The following is a 22,931-nucleotide window of genomic DNA, read 5'->3' on the forward strand; positions in this document are numbered from 1 at the left end:
GTGGTCGGCGATGCCGTCACCTGTCATCTGAACTCGACGCAGATTGCCTACTACCAGCCTCTGTTGTTGGCGGATCGGCGGATTGGCGGGTTGGCGTGCGGTGGGCTTCGTGGTTCTTCCCGAGGTGCTGTTCCGAGTTCAAATACTTGCGTGATATACACATCCAACGCAGGATCTTCACCTTCTGGCTCCGGGTTCAGGGGAGGGGGTGAGGAGCGGTTCGGTCACCTTTTGACCGGGAACCGCGCGCAGGGGGGGGTGGTGTTCATGGTCGGGGGACAGGGGGTCTCCGCGGCGGCTCGGAAGATCGTGGATCTGGTCCGGGCTTTCCCGTCTGGTATCTCCGAGCGGGATCTTGTCGTGGAGGCGACCAAGCAGTTCAGAGGGTTGCCGGAGCAGCGTCTGGTGAAGTTGGTCGCTGAGGCTGTCGAGGGTGGTCTGCTGGTCGCATCGGGCGGGCGTTTCCTGCCTGTCCTTGCGCTGGAACGAGAGGTCGGTGACAAGCCGCTGTCGAGCGGCACAGTGCCGCTCGACGGTGCGCCACGATCTGGGACGTCCGTTCTGCGGGCCGTCGCGCTCGACGTTGAGAGTGTGGTGCGTACGACGGTAAGTGCGCCCTACGTGGAGCGTCATGTCTACGACGTGGCAGCCGTCAGGTTTGGTGCTGATCCGTTGTGGGTGGCGCAGGCGCCTCGCTGGCAGCGGTACCTGAGATTCCGGGGCGACAGCGAGGAGTTGCGCGACGGCGACATCCGGGACGCCGTGCTGGAGCAAGGCGTTACCCAGCAGCAGGCGTGGGAGGAGCTCCGCGTGTTCCTCGCGCAGGCCGATGTCGTCGTCGCCTACAACGGGATCGGGCTGGACTTCTCGGTCGTCAGCGAGGCGGCGGGGGACGCCGGTATGAGCGATCCACTCGCCGCTGTACGCCCAGTCGACGCTCTGTACCTCACGCATGCCCTGTGGCCGACGGCCCCGTCTCACCGGCTTCAGGACCTCGCGCAGCAACTCGGAGTATCCCGTGAGGGCCTGCGTGCCCACACCGCGGACGGTGACGCGCTGTTGCTCGTACGTCTCTTGGAGCGGGCCGCGGCCGAGTTTGCCGGCAGGACGGCCGAGTTGCGCGATCTGGTCGCCGATGTCTGCGACGACTCCGACGCGTGGCGGCTGCTGCGGGACCTGGGGGAGAGGAAGAGGACCGAAAAGCGGGAACCGCTCGTGTGGGAGCAGGCGCAGGTGGCCCGTTTGCTGGGTGCCGAGGTCGCGCAGCATCCACCACGGCGGATACTTGACGGCCATTCACCGGGTCGTGGCCCCATCGGCGTTCCAGAAGGGCTGCGTGACGCCGGCGGGCGGGTCGATCCGACCGCTCTCGCCCGGGTCGTGCATAGCACCCGTGTCGAACCCCGGCCCGCTCAGCAGCGCATGACAGCGACGCTGCACGACTGGACTGACCGCGGTGTCAGCGGGCTGCTGGAAGCACCCACCGGTACCGGAAAAAGCTATGCGGTGCTCGCCGCCGCGCTGGACTGGCTCGCCGGGGGCGACAACCGGACGGCGGTCATCGCTACGTACACCAAGCAGTTGCAGAGCCAGCTGGCGAAGGACATTCAAGATCTGCAGCGGGCACTGCCCGGCATCCTCGGGCTCGCCGACCTGGTCAAGGGCAAGTCCAATCGGCTCTCCCTAGCGGCCCTCACGAAGGCCCTCGCCGAAGCCACACGTCAGCGACACTCCAAAGGTGCGGCGCGCACCCGCCTCTCCTACCGTTTCCGGGAACTCCTCGTCTTTCTCGTTTTGCGCCTGCTCGCAGCCAAGGAGCCTCCGCAGTCCTGGGTGGCGAGATCCGTCGACCCGGTCGACCTGCCCGCGTTCTTCACCGATTACATGGGCCGCGGCCTGACGCTCTGGCTTGAGTCGCTGTCCCAGCGCGACGGCGATTACAGTCCTGGTGCAAGCAGTCCCCTCACCGTGCACACCGACACCGTGCGGGAGGCCATCGGCAGCCATCGCCTCATCCTCGCCAACCACGCGCTCGTCCTCACGCACCTGGACGATCTGCGCGCCGTCGGACCCGACGTGCTCCTCGTGATCGACGAGGCGCACGAGTTGGAGAGCGCCGCCACCTCCGCGCTGACAGTAGCCGTCGACTACCAGGACCTGGAAACGCTGTTGCCGGAGTGCCACGCGTGGCTTGCAGACGCTCACCCAGGCGTGGCCCGTGACCAGGCCGCTTCCGCGATCGCCGACCTCGAACGGCTGCTCGATGACGAACGGCTTCCCCGGCTCGCGGCGCAGGCCTTCGATACACAGGCCAGGGGAGTGGGCGTACGAATCGGCAGCCGGGCGACCACGCTGGCCAGCCCCTTCACCGGCACCTCCGGCACCCGGCACACGCGGCGACTCTCCCTGGTGCTGGAGAGCATCGCCAAGGCGCTCGTGACCTGCCGTATCACCCTGGAGCGGTACGTCGCCCAGCACGCCGCCGGGATCGACCCCCTGGTACGGGAGCGCCTGACCGCACTCGCGGAGCACACCGACTCCCTCACCACCGCCCTCGACCGCATCACGGCCGACATCCGTGCCTTCCTCGACCCCGCCGCCACCCTGGACGAATCTCTCCCCTCCCGCGTGGTCCACCTTGAAGAACTGGGCGAACCAAAGGCGGAGTTGCGGTCCTACCGCTTCCGTGTGGCCACCAGCCCCGTCGACCTGCCCGCCGATCCGGAATGGCGGAGCTACCTGGAGTCCTTCGAACGCGTCCACTACGTCTCCGCCACCCTGCGTGTCGCAGGGGAGTGGAACTTCATCCGGAACCGGCTGGGGCTGCCCGAGGATCTGCCCACGCTAGCCCTGCCCTCCCCATTCGACCTGCGTAGCCAGGCGGAGGTCGTGTGCTTCTCCGACTTCCCCTCCTGGGCCGAGCAGGAGGAGGGCGCCCTGCGGACCGTGGCCCACCAGGTCGCCGGATTCGCCGCCGAAATGACACGTGCGCGCGCTGACGACAACGGATTCGACGGCGGCGGCATGATCCTCACCACCGCCCGCTCGACCGCCGCGGGCATCGGCTGCCACCTCACGCAGGAACTACGCTCCCGTGGCCTGGACGCCCCCGTCGTCGAGGCCCTCATCCTTGGCAACGGTCGTGCCTACCAGGCCTTCACCGACCGGCAGGACGGCGGGGGTTTCCTCGTCGGCACCAAGGGACTGTGGCAAGGGGTCGACGTCTCCGACGCCGAGCGGTTGCGCCTCGTCTGGATCAATAAACTACCCTTCGCACCGTTTGCCGCCCCGATCGTGGAGGCCCGGCGCGCGGCGGTAGCCGAACGCGCCGAGCACGCCGGCCACCCCGATCCGGACGGCGCCGCCACCGAGCACTACTACCTGCCGCTCGCCGCACTCCAGCTCCGCCAGGCCGTCGGCAGGCTCATCCGCTCCGACAGGCACCGCGGCGTCGTCGTGATCAGCGACCGCAAACTCGCCGGAGCAAGCAGCCTGCGCCGCTCCTACCGGCGCGCCTTCCTCGGAAGCCTGGACGACGGACTGCAACGCCCCGACCCCGACAGCGGCGACATCGGCGGCGGCAACGTCACCACCATGAGCGCAGGATGGCGTCGGATCTGGACATTCATGGCGGCCCACCACCTCCTGGACCCCGCCCGAGCCGCCGAGCTGTGCAGCGACGAAGCCCTCGAACGGCACACCCTCCTGCCACACACCCGGCGCATCCGCGAACTCGCACTGACCACCGAGGAGATGCGCAAGCTACGGGAACAGGGCCTGCTCGCCGAGGAGGTCAGGGACCGCTGCGCCCGCATCGGCGGCCTACTGCGGCTCACCGACGAACCCATGGCCCTCAAACCGGCCCAGCAGGCCGCCATCTCCGCCGTCGCCGAGGGCCGCAACGTACTTGGACTGCTGCCCACTGGGTTCGGTAAGAGCTTCACCTTCCAGCTGCCCGCGCTAGTCCTGCCCGGCGTCACCGTGGTCGTCAGCCCGCTCGTCGCCCTCATGCACGACCAGGCTCTCGAACTCAACCGATCCATCGGCGGCGCGGTCCGCGCCCTGATCTCGCCGCTGCGCGAGTCCAGCAGCAGGGCCGGCAAGACGGAAGTGTCGGACCAACTCCTCGGCCGTGCCGAGCACGGCATCCGCCTGGTCTACGTCAGCCCGGAACGCCTGTGCCAACGGCGCTTCCGGGAAACCGTACGCGCGGCCGCGGCAGCGGGCCGGGTGTCCCGGATCGCCGTCGACGAAGCGCACACCCTGGCGCAGTGGGAGGACTTCCGGCCCAGCATGCGCAGGGTCAGCAGGTTCCTGCACGAGCTGCGCCAGGACCACGGGGTGGCGGTCACCGCAGTGACCGCCACTGCCAACCGGGCCGTCCATGAGGCACTGCGTGAAGGACTGTTCGGCCTGCGCGCCCAAGTGCCGGAGCCCGCTTCGGCCCAGGCCAAGAGCGAAGCGGAGCATCCCGGCGTCGCTGGCGGTCTCGTGACGGTGCGCGAGAACCCCATCCGGCCTGAACTCGCCGTGTTCCGACGCTCACTGGACCGGCTCGGGCAGAGCGGTGTGGCCGGGCTCGTCGAGCGCGTCGTCGACGCGCTCGACGGTCACGCCATCCTCTACTGCCTCACCGTGAAGGAGGTCAATACCCTCTATACACACCTGCGCGAGTATGTCGGTGACGCCGGCGTACGCGTGCTGCGGTTCCACGGCCGTCTGACGGAGGCGGAGAAGGCGGCCGTCATGACGGAGTTTCGCGAAGCGCCCCGGGAGGGCGACAACGGCTTCGCACCGGTCGTGGTGGTCGCCACCTCCGCGTTCGGGCTCGGCGTCAACCGGCCCGACGTGCGCACGGTGATGTGCGTATCGCCGCCCACCGACCTGGCCGCGCTCTACCAGCAGCTGGGGCGGGCCGGGCGGGACAGCGCGGGTAAGGGGACGACCGGCGACGGGCCCGTCAACAGCGGTCTCGCCCTCGCGACGAGCCGGGGTCTTCGCCTGGTCCGCTTCATGACGGGCCAGGAACTGCCCTCCTCGCTCCTACGGCGCATGGGAGCTCTCGTCCTCGCCCAGCGTGACGGCACGCTCGACCCGGTACGTCTGGCCGACGTGCTGATGGCCCAGGACGCCGCGAGCGGTGCACTGAGCGAGGCGGAGCTGGACGACCGGCACACCCAGGAGCGCTACCAGGGCGGCATCATGCGGGCGTTCAGCGCGCTCGCTGATCTCGGTGCCGTCGAGGATCTCGGCGACCACCCGCCGTACTGCGCGGTCAAACCAGGCGACCTCCGACCGGCCGGCCACGGCCCAGGGCAGACCCTCACCACTGGGGAAAGGCCTGTAGAGGGGCGCGGGAAGGAAGCGGCCGGGCTCATGCTGCTGGAGCAGACCGTCATCGACACCGCCTTGTCCTGGGAGACCCCGCGACACATCGATGTCCGGCTTTTCGACCGCGAACTCGCCGCCCGTTGCCCCGACTACCATTCGGTCGCCGACGGACCCGCTGCAACCTGGGAACTTCTCGCCGACCTCCACGACCGCGGGCTCCTAGACGTCTCCGCGGCACCCAGCCGCCGCCTGGTCACGGGTCTGACCACTCGCACCGGCACCCTGCCCGACGGCTTCCTCGCTCTGCTTGGCCGACGTGGACGCCGAGCCGCCGAGGAGCTGGCCCGGCTGCGGAACTTCTTCGACGCAAGCACGAGCTGCGCCCAACGGCTCTTCGCTGACTACTTCGGCGTCACCGACCTGCCCGAGGGCTGCTGCACCACGGCCCGCTGCCGCTGCTCCGCCTGCTGGGATACCGGCCGCTGGCCCGTGGAGGAACGGCGTCCTGCCATCGCCCGGGCTTTCGCTACCCCGCGTCCCCGCGACGGTGGCGGTGCCGACACGTCGCTGCGAGACCAGCGCGTCGACCTCCAGATCCAGCGGCTGCTGCAGCTCCAGCCGCAGGGCGCTCACCCGCGCCGGCTTTGGCACGCGCTGCGCGGCGACGAAGCCTCCTACAACCCGAGGAACCGAAGGATGATCCCCCTGCCGAAGGCGATTCGGGAAAGCCGCCACTTCGGCGGCCGCGCCGACCTGCCCTACGCGGCAGTCAGCGCGAGCCTCGCACGGCTGGCCGCTGCCGGAGCCGCCGTCGAGGGTCCGGACAGCCTCTGGCGCGTCGTCCGCCCGGTACGGCCCCCGAGATCACAACCGACGGCAAACGGATGCGAGCGGAAGGACGGCGGGGCGTGACCACGATGACCACCACCGGACCGGACATCTGGCGGCCGTACGACGGGGAGCCTGTGCTCACTCCCGCCATGACCGGCGGACACCAGGGCACACCCCTCCATGAGCTTGAGCGGCTGCGCCGCTACCTGGAGGCGGTCGTAGCCGACCGCGCGTGTCCGGTGCACACCGCGGTCGCCTTCAACGCAGCCTATTTCGGTTACGAAGTCGGCGGTGAAGGCTACGGGAACGGCCCCTTCGATTTGGATGCCTTCCCCTCCCTGACGCTGGGCGACGAAGTACCGGCCCTGCCGGTCGGGGCACTCGTCCGGATCGAAACCGGCTCCGACCCGCTGTATGCGGAGATCGTCTACAAGGAGGGACGCCAGCCCGGCTTCGAGGAGCGTGCCGACATACCCGCATGGATGTCCGGGGCCCCGGCCGGTGTGAGGGGACCGGGCGAGCTCGAGGAGGCACCGCAGCCCGTGCGCCGGGAGCTGCTCGTCCCCGATCTCACGGCCTTCGGCCCCGCGCTGCAGCTCGGCCAGGCGAAGCTCCAACGCTTCCGGGCCCGCCAGAAGTGGCTCAATAAGGACGGACACGTCGTCGTCGACGCCCGCTACGGCTCCCCGGAGCAGGCCGGGCTCGAGGATTCGACCGCCTTCCTGCACCACCTGCTGACCCACCAGCATGAAGCACTGCTGAGCCCCCTCGTACCCGTGTCCGTCGCCCACCTGGCAGGGAGCAGCACGGAGGGGCGGCTCACCAACGCCCTCGGCGGGCTCCTGGACACCGTCGGTCACGCCCTGCGCACCAGCGACAGCCTGCGCAGCTGGGGCCACTACGCGCTGACCCGTACCCGCGTCGGGGCCGGCCTGTGCCACGACGGGCCGCTGGGCGGAGCCGATCTGCGAGCCCTCGCCGGCTCCCTGGAACGCAGCGCCGCCCCGGCAACCCGCCGACGCCACGGCCTGAACGGCTCCCGCACCGTGTACACGGCGATCGGGCCGTGGCTGCACGGCGTCGACGGCTCCGACCCCCTCCTGGCGGGAGTGGAGTACGCGGTCTCGGTGTGCCGCGCCAACCTCGCGGTCGCAGACTTCGTCCGCGGGGACACGGACAACGGCCTGCGCGCCGAGACCGACGTACGGATCACCCTCGACGACGACTTCCAGAACGGGGGCGTCTGGCGCTCCCACCATCCGGGCTCGGAAGAGGCGGACGACAGCGATCCGCTGCGCCCGGCGGGACGCGGCTGGCACGACACGGTGCATCCACCCGCGCCGCCCCAGACCGTCGCCGTGCCCCCGCAGAGCGTTCCCCAGCAGCAAGAGGCGGAGGAAGAGCGGTACGCCGATGCCCAGCCCGCTGACGTCCCGCTCGCGGATGGCGACCGGATCGGTCTGCCGAACTATCTGAGAATCAACGACAGCGAAGTCTGCTGGACGCTCCCGCTGCGTCTCGCCCACATCATGGAGGGCAGACTGCCGCTGAGCCGGATGGTCCGGGACGGGCTGGCATATCTCGGCAAGGACTCCACCCCCGTACGCCTGGAACTCAGCCACCCCGGGGGCGAGCTCGACACGTCCGAGGAGGTCCAAGAGGTTCTTCTGGACCTTACCGAGGAGACCGGCACGCTTCGAAACGTCCAGTGGCCCATCGACTTCTTCCCCGGGCTGTGCCTGTACATCCAGTGGCCGCGCGGCGGCACCGTCTTCCGGCTCCACACCGTCGAACTGGAGCACCCCGTCGACATCGACGGGCAACTCGTCGCGCACCGCTACGACCCCGGCGTCCTCACCCGGGAAGGGGCTCCGGGCAGCGGCCGGGACGGCGACTCGTCCACCGGCCTGGACACCAGGCGTCTGGTCCTGCGTGCCGTACGACGCTTCGGCCGGCTCACACCCGACGGGCATGCCCTGCTCGACCGGGCCGCCCTCCCCCGAGGCGTCTACGACACGACTCCCGCCCCGCACCAGGTCACCGCACTGGAGCAGGCCGTCGACCAACTCCTCGCCGAACGGCACCTGTACCCCGCTACAGGCAGCCGTGGCGCGGACGGCGAGCCCCACCATCCCGCCCGCGACGGTGAGGTGTCGATCGCCCTGATCGGTTACGCGCCGAACCCCGTGGTCATGCCACGGCCGGGCTCGGGTCCTGGCACGCCCCTGCAGGACAGGGGCGTAGAGCACTTCGTCCACGGCTTCCTGCGGAGGCTGCCCACAGGCTGGGAGCCGACCGACGCGCAGCGCGCCGCCTACCGCGAGCACTGCCGTCACGTCGGAAAAGCGGACGGCTGGGAACTGCCACCCGGCTACACCTTCGTCACCGCACACTCCCGCCGACGCTGACCATGTCCGCCGGATCCACCGCGCGCCGCACACCCCCCCCGTGTCCACGCCCAGAACACAAGAGATCGGGACTGAATGACCGCCAGCTATCCCGTGGTTACGAAACCACCGTTCTCCCCGCAGGGAACACCGGTCGGACTGCTCAAGGAACTCGCCGCAGCGCTCGACGGGCTTGGCCGGGTCCTGGACGCTGCCCTCGACGGTCTCACCGTCGAGGAGGCCGAACTCGCGCTCAACTCCCTTGGCCCCAAGGACCGTCAGGCCGTCATGCACGGCCTTGGCTTCCGCAAGGTCGAGCCGCGGCGCTTCGGGCGCGTGCTCAGCGAGCAGGTACTGAAGCGGGTGCAACGGGTGGAACCTGCCCACCGCAGGCACGCCGTGACCCACCTAACCGCGCGGATCATGAACGACATCGACCGCATGGTCGGGGAGCAGAGGCCCGCCCGCACCGGCCCGCAACTCGTGGACCGCTGGGGCACACGCCTGCTCCGCCTGGCGATCTTTTCCCACCTGCAGGCCTCGGCGTACGACGCCCGCTTGCTCGCATGGGTCGCGGAACACGACTGGTTCGGTATCGAGGCGGACCAGGCCGCTCGAGACGCGGTGCTCAAGGTGGCCCAGCAGGTGATCGATGAGACTCCTGGCTTTGACCACCCCATCGCGCTGCACAAGGACGTGGTGTCGGAGGCCCCGCAGCGGACAACGGCAGTTCCGGCCCCCCGACAGCCCGATCACGCATCGCGCCCCCATCCGGTCGAGCCCGATGCGGAACAGGTACAGCAGCCGCTGGGGGAGCGAGAGTCTCTGGACGACCTGACCGCGGCTGAGGACGCACTCAAGCGCGTCGTAGAGGAGGGGCGGGAGGCCATCGACCGTGTGCGTGCCGCCCTGCTGGAGGGGTGCCCGCCGGCCGACACCGATCTGACGACGCTTGCCACCGTCGCTCCGGCGTTCTCCCGCGTACGGGTGGCGCTCTCCGCGCTCGGAGTCGCCGGCGTCGCGGATCGGCTCACCGATGTCCTCGCGGCGATCGACAAGGTTCGTACGCGAGCAGATCGGCACGAGAAGAACGCCGAGACCCGTCGCGTGGTGGCGACGGTGACGGCCCTGGGCTGCTCCCCGGACAGCGCGGTGGCCGCGGTGATCGCGGACGCCAGGCAGCGAGCCGAGGCACTCCTTACGAAGCAGGAGTGGGACAAACAGGACGACGCCTGTGCACACTTCCTCACGCTGCTGGTGCGCCTCGCCGGCCTGAAGGACCACTCCGACGCACAGCAGGAGATCATCGAACTTCAGAAGCAGCTGTCGGTCGCACATCCGCCGTACGCTGTGGCCGCCGTCCTGTACCAGCAGATCACGGTGACTGAGGACAGGAGCGCCGCCGCCGACACTGCCGTCCCGCACACCGAGGCACCCGCCGAGACCCAGGAGACCCCCGGCCGCACCGTTTCCTCAGAGACGGCCGCCACTCCGGACGCCGGCATGTCCGCGGCGCAAGACCACCGCACCGCCGAGCCCGGCCCGGTCGAGCAGGGTTCCTGGTCCGCAGCCCCCGCGGAACAGCAGCCCGCGCCGCAGGAGCGGGGAGGCTCCAATCCCGCAGCGACTGCGGCCGCCGGCACCGGCACGGGTCCCGTCCTCGGCGGCGCGGGGACGAAGGACATAGAGCCGATTCTTGCCCGGCTTATCACCGAGAAGCGCTTCGGGCTCGCCGCCCACCTGTCGCAGGTCGCCGACCGCCCGGCCACCGAGTCCTCGGTTCTGCGTCTGGCCTCGGCGGCGACACTGCTGCGCTCTAGGACCGGCCGCGCGGCTCAGGTCATCGAGGAGTCACTGCACGAGTGGGAGGCCCGAAAGGAAAGCGACACCGACGCGCTGTCCCTGCTCCTGCTGCCAACCTTGGTTCGCGCGGCCCTCGTGACGGGCGCACCCGTGGTCGGTGCGCAGCTGCGGGCACTCGCCCCCCAACTGCCCGACGCTCTGCACGAGGTGGCAACCACGGTCGCGGAGCGCGCCCTGCAGGGCGCGCTGCTCGTTGCCCCGCCCTATGCCGTGGTCGCCGACGTCTCGCACACCGAGAGCGAGCTGCGGGCGGCCGTGGACGCCTGTCAGGCTCTGCTCATCGTGCCTCGGTTGCGTTTCCAGCGGGCCAGCGCCATGGTGCAGCGCTGGCTGGCTCCGACCGGCCTGCTCGGCATCGTGCTGACATCCATCGTGGCTGGGACCCCGGACGCGGAACGGCGCGCGGACGAGCTGCTGGCGAACCTCACTCGGCGCACGCAGATCGAGGCGGCGATCGACGAGATGGACGCCGCACTGCGCGGGCCGGGCGGCCGCGGTATCCACGGGGCGGGCCGCAACAACGTCCGCCACTGCCTGGAGCGCGTGCGGGATGCCGTACGGCAGTGGCGTGCGGTCAAGCGCGACCTGGAGGCGGGACGTGCGGAGGAGAACATGTGGGCGTTCCAGTCCGTCGCCTCCCTGCGCCTGTCCCTCCTTGGCCTGCGCGAACGGATCACCGAAGATCTCGCCGCGGCCGAACGCACTTCCACGGTCCTAGCGAAAGCCACCGCCTCCGTGGCCCAGGACCTGTTCGCCGAGATCTTCGACGGACTGGACGCGAACAGCCCACCAGCCGAGACGGGATCCGAGCCAGACGTCCACCAGGTTCTGGATGCCGAGCTGTACAAGGCGTGCCCGGCCGCACCAGGCGGAAAGCCGACCATGAACGATCTGCTGGAGGCGGTGAACCGTACCTGGGACGACGCAATCGAACAGCAACTCGCCCGGGACGAATTCGGCGTGGTCCGTGCCATCACGAACCTCGCCGACCTCGAAGCGCTCCCGGCGGCCCACACCTTCACCCTCTCGGAAGAGCAACGCGCACAGCTCACCGCGGTGGAGAGAGAGCGCCGAGCGGCACTCGCCGAGAAGCAGCGGCAACTGGCCGCCCGGCTCCGCCGGTCCCAGGCGGATGAGGCACTCACCGTCGAACAGGACGTCAATCTCCAGGAGTTGCTGGCGGACGCCAGAGCACACCTGAAGCACGACCGACCGGACGAGCTGGCCGCGGTCCGCCGCAACCTGGATCGCGTCGAGGAACTCCTGCCCCGCTACCGCAAGGAAGCCGCCGACCGCCTGCGTGCCCGGCTGAGCGCACTGACGGACGTGAGCGCGGAGGACCACGAACGGGTCCTGCGCAACCTGGACACCGACAGTCTGGCCACCGCGGCCGAACTCGTCTACTTCCTCGAACTGGGCGAGCCGGTACCGGAGATCAGGTCCGAGGACTCACACCTGGAGGCGTTCTTCCCCGACGTGCCGGAAGCGCTACCGGGTGGAATCGACGCGGAACTGATCGCGGCCGTCCGAGCCCGTGGCCGCTACAGCGACCACGCCGCGCTGGACTACGCCGGACTCTCGGGAGAAGAGGCCGAGCGGGCCGCTGCGGCCCTGGAGCTGTGGAGCACGCTGGCCGCGACCAAGGACCGTATCAACATCAACCCGCGCGAGAGCCTCAATCCGGCTCTGGCCCTCCTTGGATACGAGGCCCGGCGCGCACGGCCCCTGGACGACCTGCCGCGCGGTAAGGACTACCGGTTCTTCGAGCTGGCGCCGGTGCACGTCACCGGCCGTGCCTGGGCACCGGCCTTCGGCTCGCAGATCAAGGACCGGGGCGGAAAGCTTCGCACCCTGCTGATCTGGGGTCGGCCGGCGGCCAAGCTGCTCATCACCCGTGCTCTCCAAGACCCCGACGAGAACAGTCTGCTCGTCGTTCATTTCGGGACATTGGACAGCAGGACCCGTATCGAGCTGGCCGCAGCCTCCCAGGACACCAAGCCGATCATGGTCGTCGACGACGCCGCTCTGGCCTACCTCATCGCGCAAGGCAATCGCCGGGTGGACGCCACAACAGAGACGCTGCTGCCGTTCTCCGCGGTGAACCCCTACATCAAGGAGAAGCGCGGCCAGATCGGCCGCGAGATGTTCTACGGCCGGGACCGCGAGCGTAAGAGCATCCACGACCCGGCGGGGACCCAGATCCTCTACGGCGGTCGGGGCCTCGGCAAGTCAGCCCTGCTCGCCGACGCGGGAGACCGCTTTGAGGAACAGCGCCCCGGCGCCTACCGCAAGCTCTACCTCAATCTGGACAAGATCGGCATCGGCCGAGGCACCGCACTCGGCGCCGAGGCCATCTGGCCCACGCTGGACCAGGAGCTGATCAGGCAGGGCGTTCTGGAGGAGCCCCGGCGTCGGGGCCCGCAGCAAGAGTCGTGGCAGCGGGTCACCGACGGGATCGCCCGTTGGCTCGCTCAAGACCCCGACCGGCGGCTGCTCATCCTCCTTGATGAGTGTGACCGCTTCTTCGAGGCGGACGTCCCAGAGTGTACGGAGACCCGTCGGCTTCGGGGGCTGGGTGAGGACTCGCGCGGCCGGGCCAAGGTCGTTTTCGCCGGTCTGCACTCGGTCCAGCGTTTCACCCGGCTTGCCAGGAACGGCCCGTTCAGCCACCTGGCGCAGACCCCGACGGTTGTCGGCCCGCTCGCCCCACAGTTCGCGGCCGACCTGATCGTGCACCCGATGCGTGCCCTCGGCTTCGAATTCGCCGACGTTGACCTCGTCAACCGGGTGCTGGGCTTCTGCTCGTACCAGCCCTTCCTGCTGCAGATCTTCGGCAGCCGAATGGTGCAGGTCATGCAGGGCAAGCGGGCACGAGCACCGTTCGCCGCGCCGCCCTACATGATCGAGGAATCCGATGTGGATGCGGTGGAACAGGATTCCTCGCTCCGTTCGGACATCACCGCGGCCTTCAAGGACACCCTCGCCCTCGACGACCGCTACCACGTCATCGCCAACGTCCTCGCCCAGCACGCCCGGGACAACGGTCTGGAGACACGGCTCAGCGACCGCGAGTTGCGGGAGGAATGCGCCGGCTGGTGGCCTCGGGGCTTCGAGCAGCTGGACAGCGAGGGCTTCCGGGCCTATCTGCAGGAGATGGTCGGCCTCGGTGTCCTGGCGCCGAACAACGACGGGCAGGGCTGGCACCTGCGGGGTCCCAACGCACTGCGCATGATCGGCACCGCCCAGGAGATCGAGGCGCGATTGCTGCGGGCGGAAAGGGAGTCTCGGCTGGAGGACACCGTCGTTCTGGAGAGCCGTCCGGACCTCTCCGACGGCCGGTCCGCGCCACTCACTGTCAACCAGATCGACTACTTGCTTGGCGAATACGTCAACCAGGTGCGTGTCGTTCTCGGTACGCAGGCGACCGGCATCGCGGATGTGGAGCGGACTCTGCGTGAGATGACCGGAAGGGTGGCGGGCTGGTCAGTGCCACCGATCGGCAGCGCCAAGACATTCCGAAGGGAGCTTGCAGCGGGGCGCGCAGGCGAGCGGCGATTGCTGATCAGCGATCTCTCGATGGGCAGTGAGAAGTCCTGCCGGGAGTCCTTCGATCTGGCCACATCGGTCCTCCCCGAGTCCGCTGAGGCCAACAGGTCTGTAGTTCTCGTGTCGGGCGTAGCACAGCTGGGTTTCTGGTCCCATCTCCTTACGGGCCCCGACGCCGACCACGACACCGTCGTGGTGCTGCGCCGGCACGACCTGCGCAGCCTGAAGGACTGGACGCAGTGCCACAGCCTGTGCGAGACGGAGGAACGTCTGACGCGTCTGGCGGCCGCGACGGGTGGCTGGCCGTACCTGCTGGACAGGGCTCTGCAACTGCGTGAGGATCGACCCGACCAAGATCGTGTGCTGGATGACTTGACGTTGTGGCTGGAGCAGAGCAGCGGCGCCGAACAGTTCGTCGACGCTGTGGGGCTGCTGGAGAAAGACACGCTCAAGGCCGCCTACGACGGGGTCGTCGAGCAGCTCGGTGCCGAGTGGCATGAGGACGCATACCTCGTCACCGCAGCTGAGATGGCCGGTCTCTCCTCGGATGAGGCACGCTCTGCCGTCACCTGCCTGGAAGCCCTCCAGGTGTTCGACCGGGATGGGACGCGCCTGCGCGTGGAGCCGGTCCTCCATACGGCGCTGGGCGTGCTCGCCGCCGAGGGATGACCTGCCAGTGGGGGTCGGCCATTCGCCGGCCCCCACCGTTCCCGCCGTTGCCTATGAGGACCGCCAGGCCGGTGGGAAGGCGGCCGCCACGATTAATTTTCACGGGAACACCGTGCCCGTCGCCCGTCCGTGTCCCGCGGCTCATTGCCGATCTTGGCCCAGTCTGCTGCGCCCAGGAAAATGATGTGCTCAGCCCAACAGCGGTGAAGGTCACCGGGTTCGACGGGGCGGACGTCCTGGTGCAGCTCGTAGACGCCGAAGGGGAGATGGCCGAGATCGGCCGGATTTCCGGGCATGAGGCGTCGATGCGTCGGGTGGAGCATCCTTCCGAGCTGTTCGAGGTCGGCCAGGAGATCGACGCCGAAGAGATCGGCCGTTGGCGCGAAGGTGAGCTCCACCTCTCCGCGAGCGCGTGCGAGATTCCGGCCCTGCGGTCCTTCCTCCTCGCGGTCGGTTGAACGAGGGCAGGTCGTGACGGGAACGGTCGCCGAGGTTTACAACTTCGGGGTCTTCGTTCACATCGATGGCGAGCCGAACGGCCTCTGCACCGGCTTCATCCGGGTGCCGGACCTAACGTGGGGCTGGATCAACCACCCCTCCGAGACGGTCGAAGCCGACCAGCGGATCACCGCTGAGGTGATCATCACCGACACGCTCCGGACAGGTCACGCTCTCGTTGAAGGCTCTGCAGAAGGACCCACTCATCCGGTTTGCGGATCAGGCCGGCTGCGTTCTCACCGGGCCGATCAAGATCGTTCCATTTGATGTGTTTGTGCAGCTTGCTCGCGACGTCGTGGGGTTCCTTCACCTCTCGGAGCTGACTGACGAATCGGTCGAGACCCCGGATCAGCTTGTCGATGAAGGCGAGCTGATCACGGTGAAGGTCGCCGAGGTCGACCTTCAGCGCCACCGGGTGCGGTTGGGTGCCGCTGGTGGAACAGACGAATCGAGGCGAACCGCCTCAGTCGGCCTGCCCACCCTCGGCACGCGCCCCTGAACCAGCCGCGTGGCCGGCCCGGTCACGCGGCTGGTGAGAACAGGAGGTGGGCTCCTCGACTGCTTTGAGGGGCCCGCCAGCACATGACGGAATCGGGTTCTGTCGCGCCGGTCACACCTGCAGGATCAGCGCTTCCACCTGTTCGAGCGTTGTCACGCTGGCCTGGGCCGCGGCCCGGACCTTCGTCAGCTTCTCCATCCACTCGATCCGCTGCTCGGCCGGGAGCGCGTCCTCTCCGAGCTGGACTCGCAGGCGGTGCGCCTCCTCGAAATCCGTCATCAGGGTGTGGGCGGAGTCCACGGCCTGCTGGTAGCCGCCCTCGACGAGGTCCACACGGGCGGGCAGCTCCCGGCGCAGCGTGGCCAACTGGTCGTGCGGGTCGGCCGGCGGCGCGCCGTGCACGGTGGTGGCAGTGGGATCCGTGCTGCTTCCGGCCGTGGGGGACGTGGTGGTGCTTCCGGGGCTGCTCGGGGCCGGGCGGCCGAGATCCACGGGGAACGTCTCGTCGAACCAGGCCTTGTCCGCGACGTAGTGGGTTGGCCGGCCCTCGGTGTCGGGAGCGATCACCATCCCCGCGGTGATCGGCGTCCGGCCCTCGACCCAGTGCCGCTCCCCGTAACAGACCAGAGGCTCACCGTCTTCCGCCTCGGGCGGCTGCGTCGCGTCCGGGTGCTCCAGCACGGCCTTCGCGAACGCGAGGAGGAGTGCCCGGCTGATGTTCGGGGCGCTGGTTGCCGTGTAGGCCAGAGTGAGGGCGGCGAGGGCGCTCTTGGGGGTGCGCCGCACCCCCTTGCGGCCGTCGCCTGCCTCGCTGCCCTGGCCAGCGGTGATGAACGGCTGTGGAGCGTGGATCAGCACCGGTGCCATGCGCTGGACGAGGGCGGCCCAGGCAGTTGCGTCGCCGGCCTCTGCCCCGAGGAGGAGTACCTTGAGTGACCGCGGGTCCTGCCCGGCGCCCTTGGCGGTCTCCGGGACGCCGAAGAAGCCGAGGGCGGAGAGGATGTTGCCCCGGTGCAGGAACAGTTGGGCGATGGCGGCGGACCACAGGCGGGTGCGTGCCTCTGCTGTCTTCGCCCTGGTCTGGCTCCACGCCGGCTCCTGCAGCGTGCCCCTGACGATCGGCCAGAAGCGCCCCGTGTCGCGGACGGTGCGTGCGTTCGTCCGCTTCGGGGCCTCGGGCGGGATCTCGGGGAACACGAGCGCGGTGATGGCGCGCACCGCGATGTCGCGGAGTACGGCCGGGGAGACGTCGTCGCCCGCGGGCACGAGCGGCACGAGCGGGTCGAGCGGGCCGTTGGCGGTCAGCGCGTCGCGCACCCCGGCCAGGTCGAGGAGGTCCGCGCCGCGCGCGTCGGGGAACGCCTCGGCGAGCGCGTCCGCGAGGAGCGATTCCCTGGCGTAGGCGTCGACGAGCGTCGCGAACAGGGCGATCAGGCGCGCATCCTCGTCGTAGGGCTGGATGCCGCGCAGGTGGTCGTTAACGTTCAGCGTCCGCAGGACGTGTTCCAGAGCCGCCGGCTTGGTGCAGCCGATCACGATCTCCGCGGAGACCGTGGCGATCTTCCCGGCCCGGGCCGACGGGTCGGTCGCCTCGGTCTCCGGCTTGGCGGCGGCCTCGTTGAGCCGGTCGGAGAGCCGGTTCAGGATCTCCCGCTGGCTCAGCAGCAGCAGCTCGGGATTGGCCTTCTTGTCCTTCGGCATGGGCAGGAGGGACTGGGGCATCCCCGTGACCAGGTGTTCCGGACGCATACGGAAGATGTTGAGACGGGCCAGTGCACGGTTGTTCCCGGTCACGGCGGCCAGCCGCCACAGATTCGACACCGTGCCGTCGGGATGGGTGATCTGCCACTGCTGCAGGACGTTCATGCCCTTGGAGAGCTGGCCCGCGTCCACGAGGGACTCGGCCAGGTCGTAGCCGCGGGTCTTGCCGGCACGCTCCAGATTCTCGGCAGCGTACCGCTGCATGTGGACGGCCACCTCGTACGGCTGCTCGGCGAGAGCGAGCGCCGCCTTCGGCTCCCCGTCCTCCTGCGCCGCCCGGACCACAGGACGCGGCCGCCGGCCACCGAGGGCGGTGAGGAGGGCCTGGCACTCGCCTTCGAGTTCCCCCACGCGGCGCTCAGCGTCCTCGTGCTTCTGCGTGGCCGCAGCCAGGGCCTGCGCGGCGTACGTATCGTCACCGGCAGCGCGGCGGCAGCTCTCCCGCTCCTTCTCAGCGGTCTTCGCGGTCTTCCTGGCCTCGTGCAGCACAAGCTCGGCGGCGACGAGCTCCTTGACGCGCTGGCTGGCCTCAGCAACGGGCGGTGACCAGCAGCCGACGGTGCGGTCGTTGAGGTCCCACGGGACCACCGCAGCACCATGGACGTCACACATCAGCAGGAGTACCTGCTCGTCGCCGGCCTGCACGAGACGGTAGGCCGAGGGCTTGAGCACCTTCTTGCCGCTCCGGCTGGCGATCAGGCCCCTGATCTCGGTGTCCGGGAGAGCGGTGGCCAGCCCCTCGGTGATCGCCTGCCGGGGAGGGGGCACGACCGCGTGTTCCGCGCAGGTGTTCTCGATGGCGTCCGCGAGGTTCCGGCCCCAGGCGTCGGTGCCGATGCGCGGGAAAATACCGTCGCGTCGTTTCGCGACCATGGTGTTGTCCTTCCACCCGGGCGTGCCGGGCGAACACAGAAGCTCCCGTCTCTCGGGAGCGTGTCACGCGCCCGAGCGCCGAAGCCTCGTGCCGACGAGGAACGGGCCAACGCCCTGCAGAAGGGTGTGCGGCGGTCCTCGCCCCGTACAGCCCATCTGCCAACGCCCGAAGAACGATTAGTCCCAACAGCGCCTCGGTGGCGCCTGGACATCTCGCAGCTTGCTCCTGCTCCGCCGACGGCGGCATGAGGCGGACGCCAGTGATGAGCCACCGACGTGCACCGTAGAATCTGTCACCCGTTCCGGCGCAATGCCGGATCCGAACGGCGCAGTTCACTGGATCAGGTGAACCAGCACCCAACTGTGGTGCCCCCAGCACGATTTGAGGTAAAGCAGTCGGTGACGGAGCGGCGTGAGCGGCTCCGGCGCCGCGGTTGTCCGCTGGCGCCTTCACCCAACTGCGCCTCGTCGAGCTCGCCGCCCCGCTGGAGGCCCCCCGGCCCTCGGTGCCCACGCTGACCGCACAGGCCGCCGAGCTGCGCCCCGATCTGCCGAGCCTGAGCGACTACACCGCACCGTGGTGTCCCCCCTCTAACCTGCGTAGACCCCGACGCGAACCCGCCCGGCCGGGCACCGGCCGGAGGCCGCCTGGCGTCCGAGGTCCCCGCGCCGGCCGGTGTTGCCGGGCAGCGGCAACACCCTGCGCCTGTCGCTTCATCCTCATGTCCCCGACCGCTGCGCCGGCCCGCGCCCTAGCCCGGCCACTGCTCCGGTCTGCGCCTGTCCGCCCGTCGGCCTGTGCTGGGCCTGCGCCTTGCCGGGCGCCGGCTGCTCCGCCAGCCGCCGTCCCGCGTGGTCGCCGCGCCCCGGCTCCTCCCCGTACACGCGGGGGAATGTGGGGAGGTGCGGGCGGTCCGGGGGTGGCCGGCTGTCGGTGGGTTTACGGGCTGGGGAGGTCGTCGAAGGTGTGGATGGTGTAGGCGCGCAGGCTGCGGATCATTTGTGAGGCGAGGGTCCAGCGCAGTCCGGGATGCCGGTAGGGGAGTGCGTCGTCGGGTGCCGGGAGTGCGCGCAAGCCGTCGCTGCTCCACTGATACGGCGTGCCGAGCACCCCGTATAGCGGGGCGCTTTGTGCGAGGAACACGGTCGGCCGACCGGCGAGGTGGGGGCACTGTTCCGCGGCCGTCCGCGCGTGGGCGGGGCAGACGGGCGGCTGCGCGGTGCGCACCACCGCACCCTCCGAGTGCACCTCTGTCGGGCCAGCGAGGAAGAGGACACCGTGGCGAGTGCGGGCCGGCCGTGCGCAGACCTGGCAGCGCAGCTGCTCCATGCATTCGCGCTGGCGGGAGGGGTGCACCATCCGCCAGCGCGGCCGCCCGGTAGGCCACCCGTCGACGCCGATCTGCTGGGAGCACCGTCCCCACAGCACCCCGCGCAGGTCACGGTCCCTGGGCACTTCGTCCCAGTAGCCCAACCGCAGCTGCCCGTCCGGGCCGAGACTGCCGCGCAGCGATAAGTGCAGGTCGGGCTGCTCGCCTTCGCGGCTGGTGATGTAGGGCACCAGCCGCGCGGTGGCACTCGTGGCGCTGGCGGGGACGGTGGTCATCGGATGGGTTCCCGTCAAGGTTGGGGGAGTGGATGGAGAGGGGGTGGGGTGCCCGCCCCAGGTTCGACCTGTCCAGGGTTGGGGGCCTGGGGCGGGCAGCTAGCGAGCCCCGACCAGGTCCCAGCCGGGCAGCGCAAGGCAGCGCCCCGGGGCCGCCGGGGGCGGTGCGCTGCGGCCGGGGCCACGGCGGGTCGGGGCTTGCGGCCCTGAGCCGAAGGGCCACCACGGCACCCCCCGGTGTTCTGCCGGACTGGTCAGTGGCGGCGGATGGTGTGGGCGCAGCGGGTGTGGAGGGTTCCGGAGAGGGCTGTGCCGCCGGAGGGGCTGATGTGGTCATACGGCATCGATGCTTCGCCGTCGCGGATGGGTTGGTCGCAGGCCAGGCACATGACCACTCCCGCGAGTGTCTCCCAGTGGTCGCACAGTGCGGCGAGTGAGCGGGCCAGCTTCCGGGCGTAGGCCACCGCTGCGGACGGGCCGGGGCTGGCGGTGGTGGTGAGTTTCCTGCGGGCTTCGCCGACGCATGCGAGTGCGCAGTACCGGGGTACGTCGTCGGCGGGTAGTTTCAGGGCCGCCTGCTCGATCCTCGGCGTGATCGATTCGATGTGGCCGCGCAGCACGCCGGTCAGCATGGCCAGCTCGTCCGTCTCCGGGATCTCGGCATGGGGCCCGAGGAGCCGGCCGATGCACCCCCGCATCCCGTCGACGTCCACCGCCTGCGCGCCGAGAGCCGTGTCCAGGCTGCCGTTCACTGTGCGGGGCCTGTCGGGCGGTGGAGGGGACAGGCGCAGGGCGGCAGCCGGGGGCTGAGTAACTCGTCTGCGGGTTCGTATCCGTGGGGGACGGTCACGGTGGCACGTGAAGGGGCCACGGTGCCGTTGCGGGTGACGGTGTAGACGCGCATCCACATCTTGGCTCCTGATGGGTGTTGCGGCGGCCGATGGCTAGGGGTGGTCACCTGGGTGCTTCCTTAAGTGGGTTGCGTGGGTACGCCGGTCGGGATGGGGCCGTGCGCTGGTCATGGTCCAGGCGCAATCCCTTCGGCGGCGGGCGCCCGGCCCTGCCGGGGGAGACAGGGCCGGGCTCTCCTCCATGCCGTCGGCGTAGAGCCAGGCCGCGGGTGGGACGCGACGGTGGCATCCGGCGGCTGATGAAGACCGTAGGCTCGCCGCTCCTCAAGTCCCAAGGAACTTGCGCGAGTTTGCAGCAGCACGATTGACGGGCTCGTATAGGGAGCCCACGATCGGTATGTCGCGCAAACCTGAGCAAGGTTGAGGACGGGAGACGGACGATGAAGTTACGGTTCCTTGGCACCAACTCCACCAGCGGCGACTGCCCGACGCTGTACGCGACCGACCGCGACAGCTACATCGTGCAGGGCTGGCAGCTCTTCGCGAACGAGCTTCTTATGCAGCTCGAGATCCCCGAAGGCGAAACAGCGGTGGAGGTGCCGACCGAGCTGTTCGAGCACCTGAAGGAGGATGGCCTTCCAGCCGTGGACATCAAGCGCCCCCAGGCCCCCATCATGATCCACACCCCGCAGGGCACGTGCGTTGTCCAGGGCAGGGCAGTCACCGACCAGGAAGCCCTGGCACAGATGTCGATCCCGCACTACGAGACCTGCGTCGAGGTACCGAAGTCGGCCATCACCGCCCTCCTGGAGGAACCCCGTGGAGCTGATCTCCAGCGCTGAGCGCAACCGGCTCTTCGACCGCTTCCAGCAGGACGCCTTCCACCTGGAACTACGCGACGACTACTCCGTACCCGGCGAAGACGGCCCCTTCCACAGCTGGCTTGCGGGCGAAGACGTCGACTACGCCTACCTCAAGCCGTGGACGGAGCTCGTGCAGCAGTGCACCGGGCGCGGCATGACGGTGCGTCGGGTCCGGGTCGTGACCGAGCCCCTGAGCCCCTACATCCAGTGGGAGTACGCCACCACCTCGCTGAACGAGGAAGCCGGCGAGAACATCCGATGGCTGCCCAGACACCTCCTGCCGGACGGCGTCACCTTTCCCTTCGACGCAAAAGACTGGTGGCTGTACGACGACTGCCTCCTGGCAGTGGGCCACTTCGATGCGGGCGGCCGGGTCTTGGGCTCACACCTCATCGAAGCCCCCGACGTCGTCGCCGAGTGCGTAGCCTTGCGGGACCTGCTGTGGACCCACGCCGTTCCCCACGTCGACTACAAGCCCTGAACCCTCCGTGAGCACACAAGTAGACGAGGCACTGCAAGCGCTCGGTGCCCGGCTGCGCGGCTTCCGCAAGGATGCCGGATTCGCCAGCGGCCGGGCCTTCGCGCATGCCGCCGCATGGCATGAGTCGAAAGTCTCACGCATCGAGCACGGCAAGCAGCGCCCGAGCGAGGACGATATCCGCCTCTGGTGCGGAATCACCGGCCAGGATGAGCACCGGGGCGACCTGATCGCCATCGTCCGCCACGTCGACGAACTCTGGCTCGAGTGGCGCCGCCAACTCCAGACCGGAGCCGAGAAACGCCAGCACAAAGCCATCCCCATCTACGCCAAAACCAGAGTGTTCCGCATCTGGCACCCCACGGTCGTATGGGGAACCCTCCAGACAACCGAGTATGCCGCCAGAGTCTTCGAGCAGGTCGTCAACTACTACGAGATCCCCGACGACTGTGAAGCAGCCGTAGCCCGGCGGCTGGAGCGCCAGCAGTACCTCTACCAGGGCGAAAGAATCTTCAACGTACTCCTCGGCGAACAGGCGCTCTACACCAACTTCGGCGGCCCGCACGTGATGAAAGGACAGCTTGACCGTCTCCTGGCCGTCATGCGGCTGCCCCGACTCAGCCTCGGCATCGTCCCCCGCTCCGCCCCGGCCGCCATCTGGCCAGGCAACTCGTTCTCGATGTTCGACGACAAACTCGTCCTCGTCGAGACCTACTCCGCAGAGCTGTCCGTCTCCCAGCCCCGAGAAGTCGAGCTGTACGGCAAAGCGTTCGCCCTGCTCCAGCAGTCGGCCGTCTACGGCAACGCCGTCCGCGACCTCGTCTTCACCGCGATCCAGCACTTCGACCGGATCCCAACCGACTAGGAGGCCGGCC

At 69.3% G+C, this 22,931-nt stretch carries 12 protein-coding genes; 9 read left to right on the forward strand and 3 right to left on the reverse strand.

Features of this window, described 5'->3' with window-relative positions; translation table 11 throughout:
- The 6 genes from ACF1A5_RS31515 (at position 1) to ACF1A5_RS31540 (ending at position 15,624) form a co-directional block, all read left to right on the forward strand.
- Positions 1 to 6,243, forward strand: a complete 6,243-nt coding sequence (locus ACF1A5_RS31515; RefSeq protein WP_392196272.1) for a DEAD/DEAH box helicase — start codon at positions 1 to 3, stop codon at positions 6,241 to 6,243.
- A gap of 5 nt (positions 6,244 to 6,248) precedes the next feature.
- Positions 6,249 to 8,570: a hypothetical protein gene (locus tag ACF1A5_RS31520; protein WP_392196302.1), complete on the forward strand. Its 2,322-nt coding sequence runs from the start codon at positions 6,249 to 6,251 to the stop codon at positions 8,568 to 8,570.
- Between the two features lie 75 nt (positions 8,571 to 8,645).
- Complete coding sequence (locus ACF1A5_RS31525) at positions 8,646 to 14,627, forward strand: hypothetical protein (RefSeq protein ID WP_392196273.1); 5,982 nt, start codon at positions 8,646 to 8,648, stop codon at positions 14,625 to 14,627.
- Positions 14,628 to 14,830: 203 nt separating this feature from the next.
- Positions 14,831 to 15,085 carry a hypothetical protein gene (locus ACF1A5_RS31530; protein ID WP_392196274.1) on the forward strand — a complete coding sequence of 85 codons (255 nt, stop codon included), beginning with the start codon at positions 14,831 to 14,833 and terminating at the stop codon, positions 15,083 to 15,085.
- A 13-nt stretch (positions 15,086 to 15,098) separates the two neighbouring features.
- On the forward strand, positions 15,099 to 15,392 hold the full coding sequence (locus ACF1A5_RS31535; RefSeq protein WP_392196275.1) for a S1 RNA-binding domain-containing protein: 294 nt from the start codon (positions 15,099 to 15,101) through the stop codon (positions 15,390 to 15,392).
- Positions 15,304 to 15,624, forward strand: a complete 321-nt coding sequence (locus ACF1A5_RS31540; RefSeq protein ID WP_392196276.1) for a S1 RNA-binding domain-containing protein — start codon at positions 15,304 to 15,306, stop codon at positions 15,622 to 15,624. The genes ACF1A5_RS31535 and ACF1A5_RS31540 overlap by 89 nt, the downstream gene beginning before the upstream one ends.
- A gap of 111 nt (positions 15,625 to 15,735) precedes the next feature.
- On the opposite strand, the gene ACF1A5_RS31545 is transcribed toward ACF1A5_RS31540, so the two are convergent.
- The 3 genes from ACF1A5_RS31545 to ACF1A5_RS31555 form a co-directional block, all read right to left on the reverse strand.
- Positions 15,736 to 18,258, reverse strand: coding sequence for a hypothetical protein (locus tag ACF1A5_RS31545; RefSeq protein WP_392196277.1), 2,523 nt, complete (start codon positions 18,256 to 18,258; stop codon positions 15,736 to 15,738).
- A 940-nt stretch (positions 18,259 to 19,198) separates the two neighbouring features.
- Positions 19,199 to 19,864, reverse strand: coding sequence for a hypothetical protein (locus tag ACF1A5_RS31550; protein WP_392196278.1), 666 nt, complete (start codon positions 19,862 to 19,864; stop codon positions 19,199 to 19,201).
- A 254-nt stretch (positions 19,865 to 20,118) separates the two neighbouring features.
- Positions 20,119 to 20,616, reverse strand: a complete 498-nt coding sequence (locus tag ACF1A5_RS31555; RefSeq protein WP_392196279.1) for a DUF6415 family natural product biosynthesis protein — start codon at positions 20,614 to 20,616, stop codon at positions 20,119 to 20,121.
- Positions 20,617 to 21,155: 539 nt separating this feature from the next.
- On the opposite strand from ACF1A5_RS31555, the gene ACF1A5_RS31560 reads away from it, so the two are divergent.
- The 3 genes from ACF1A5_RS31560 to ACF1A5_RS31570 are packed head-to-tail and all read left to right on the forward strand — an operon-like array spanning position 21,156 to position 22,921.
- Entirely contained in the window at positions 21,156 to 21,557 is a 402-nt protein-coding gene (locus ACF1A5_RS31560) for a hypothetical protein (protein ID WP_392196280.1), read from the forward strand.
- Positions 21,535 to 22,059 carry a DUF6879 family protein gene (locus ACF1A5_RS31565; RefSeq protein WP_392196281.1) on the forward strand — a complete coding sequence of 175 codons (525 nt, stop codon included), beginning with the start codon at positions 21,535 to 21,537 and terminating at the stop codon, positions 22,057 to 22,059. The genes ACF1A5_RS31560 and ACF1A5_RS31565 overlap by 23 nt, the downstream gene beginning before the upstream one ends.
- 7 nt (positions 22,060 to 22,066) lie before the next feature.
- On the forward strand, positions 22,067 to 22,921 hold the full coding sequence (locus ACF1A5_RS31570) for a helix-turn-helix domain-containing protein (RefSeq protein WP_392196282.1): 855 nt from the start codon (positions 22,067 to 22,069) through the stop codon (positions 22,919 to 22,921).
- Positions 22,922 to 22,931: the final 10 nt, after the last annotated feature.

The organism is Streptomyces sp. NPDC014864 (assembly GCF_043081525.1).
Classification (GTDB): Bacteria; Actinomycetota; Actinomycetes; order Streptomycetales; family Streptomycetaceae; genus Streptomyces.

What these genes read in the sequence shown, in the direction of transcription:
- ACF1A5_RS31520 (WP_392196302.1), top strand. Translation starts at nt 6,249, where the DNA reads ATGACCACCACCGGACCGGACATCTGGCGGCCGTACGACGGGGAGCCT.
- ACF1A5_RS31525 (WP_392196273.1), top strand. Translation starts at nt 8,646, where the DNA reads ATGACCGCCAGCTATCCCGTGGTTACGAAACCACCGTTCTCCCCGCAG.
- ACF1A5_RS31545 (WP_392196277.1), bottom strand. Translation starts at nt 18,258, where the DNA reads ATGGTCGCGAAACGACGCGACGGTATTTTCCCGCGCATCGGCACCGAC.
- ACF1A5_RS31550 (WP_392196278.1), bottom strand. Translation starts at nt 19,864, where the DNA reads ATGACCACCGTCCCCGCCAGCGCCACGAGTGCCACCGCGCGGCTGGTG.
- ACF1A5_RS31560 (WP_392196280.1), top strand. Translation starts at nt 21,156, where the DNA reads ATGAAGTTACGGTTCCTTGGCACCAACTCCACCAGCGGCGACTGCCCG.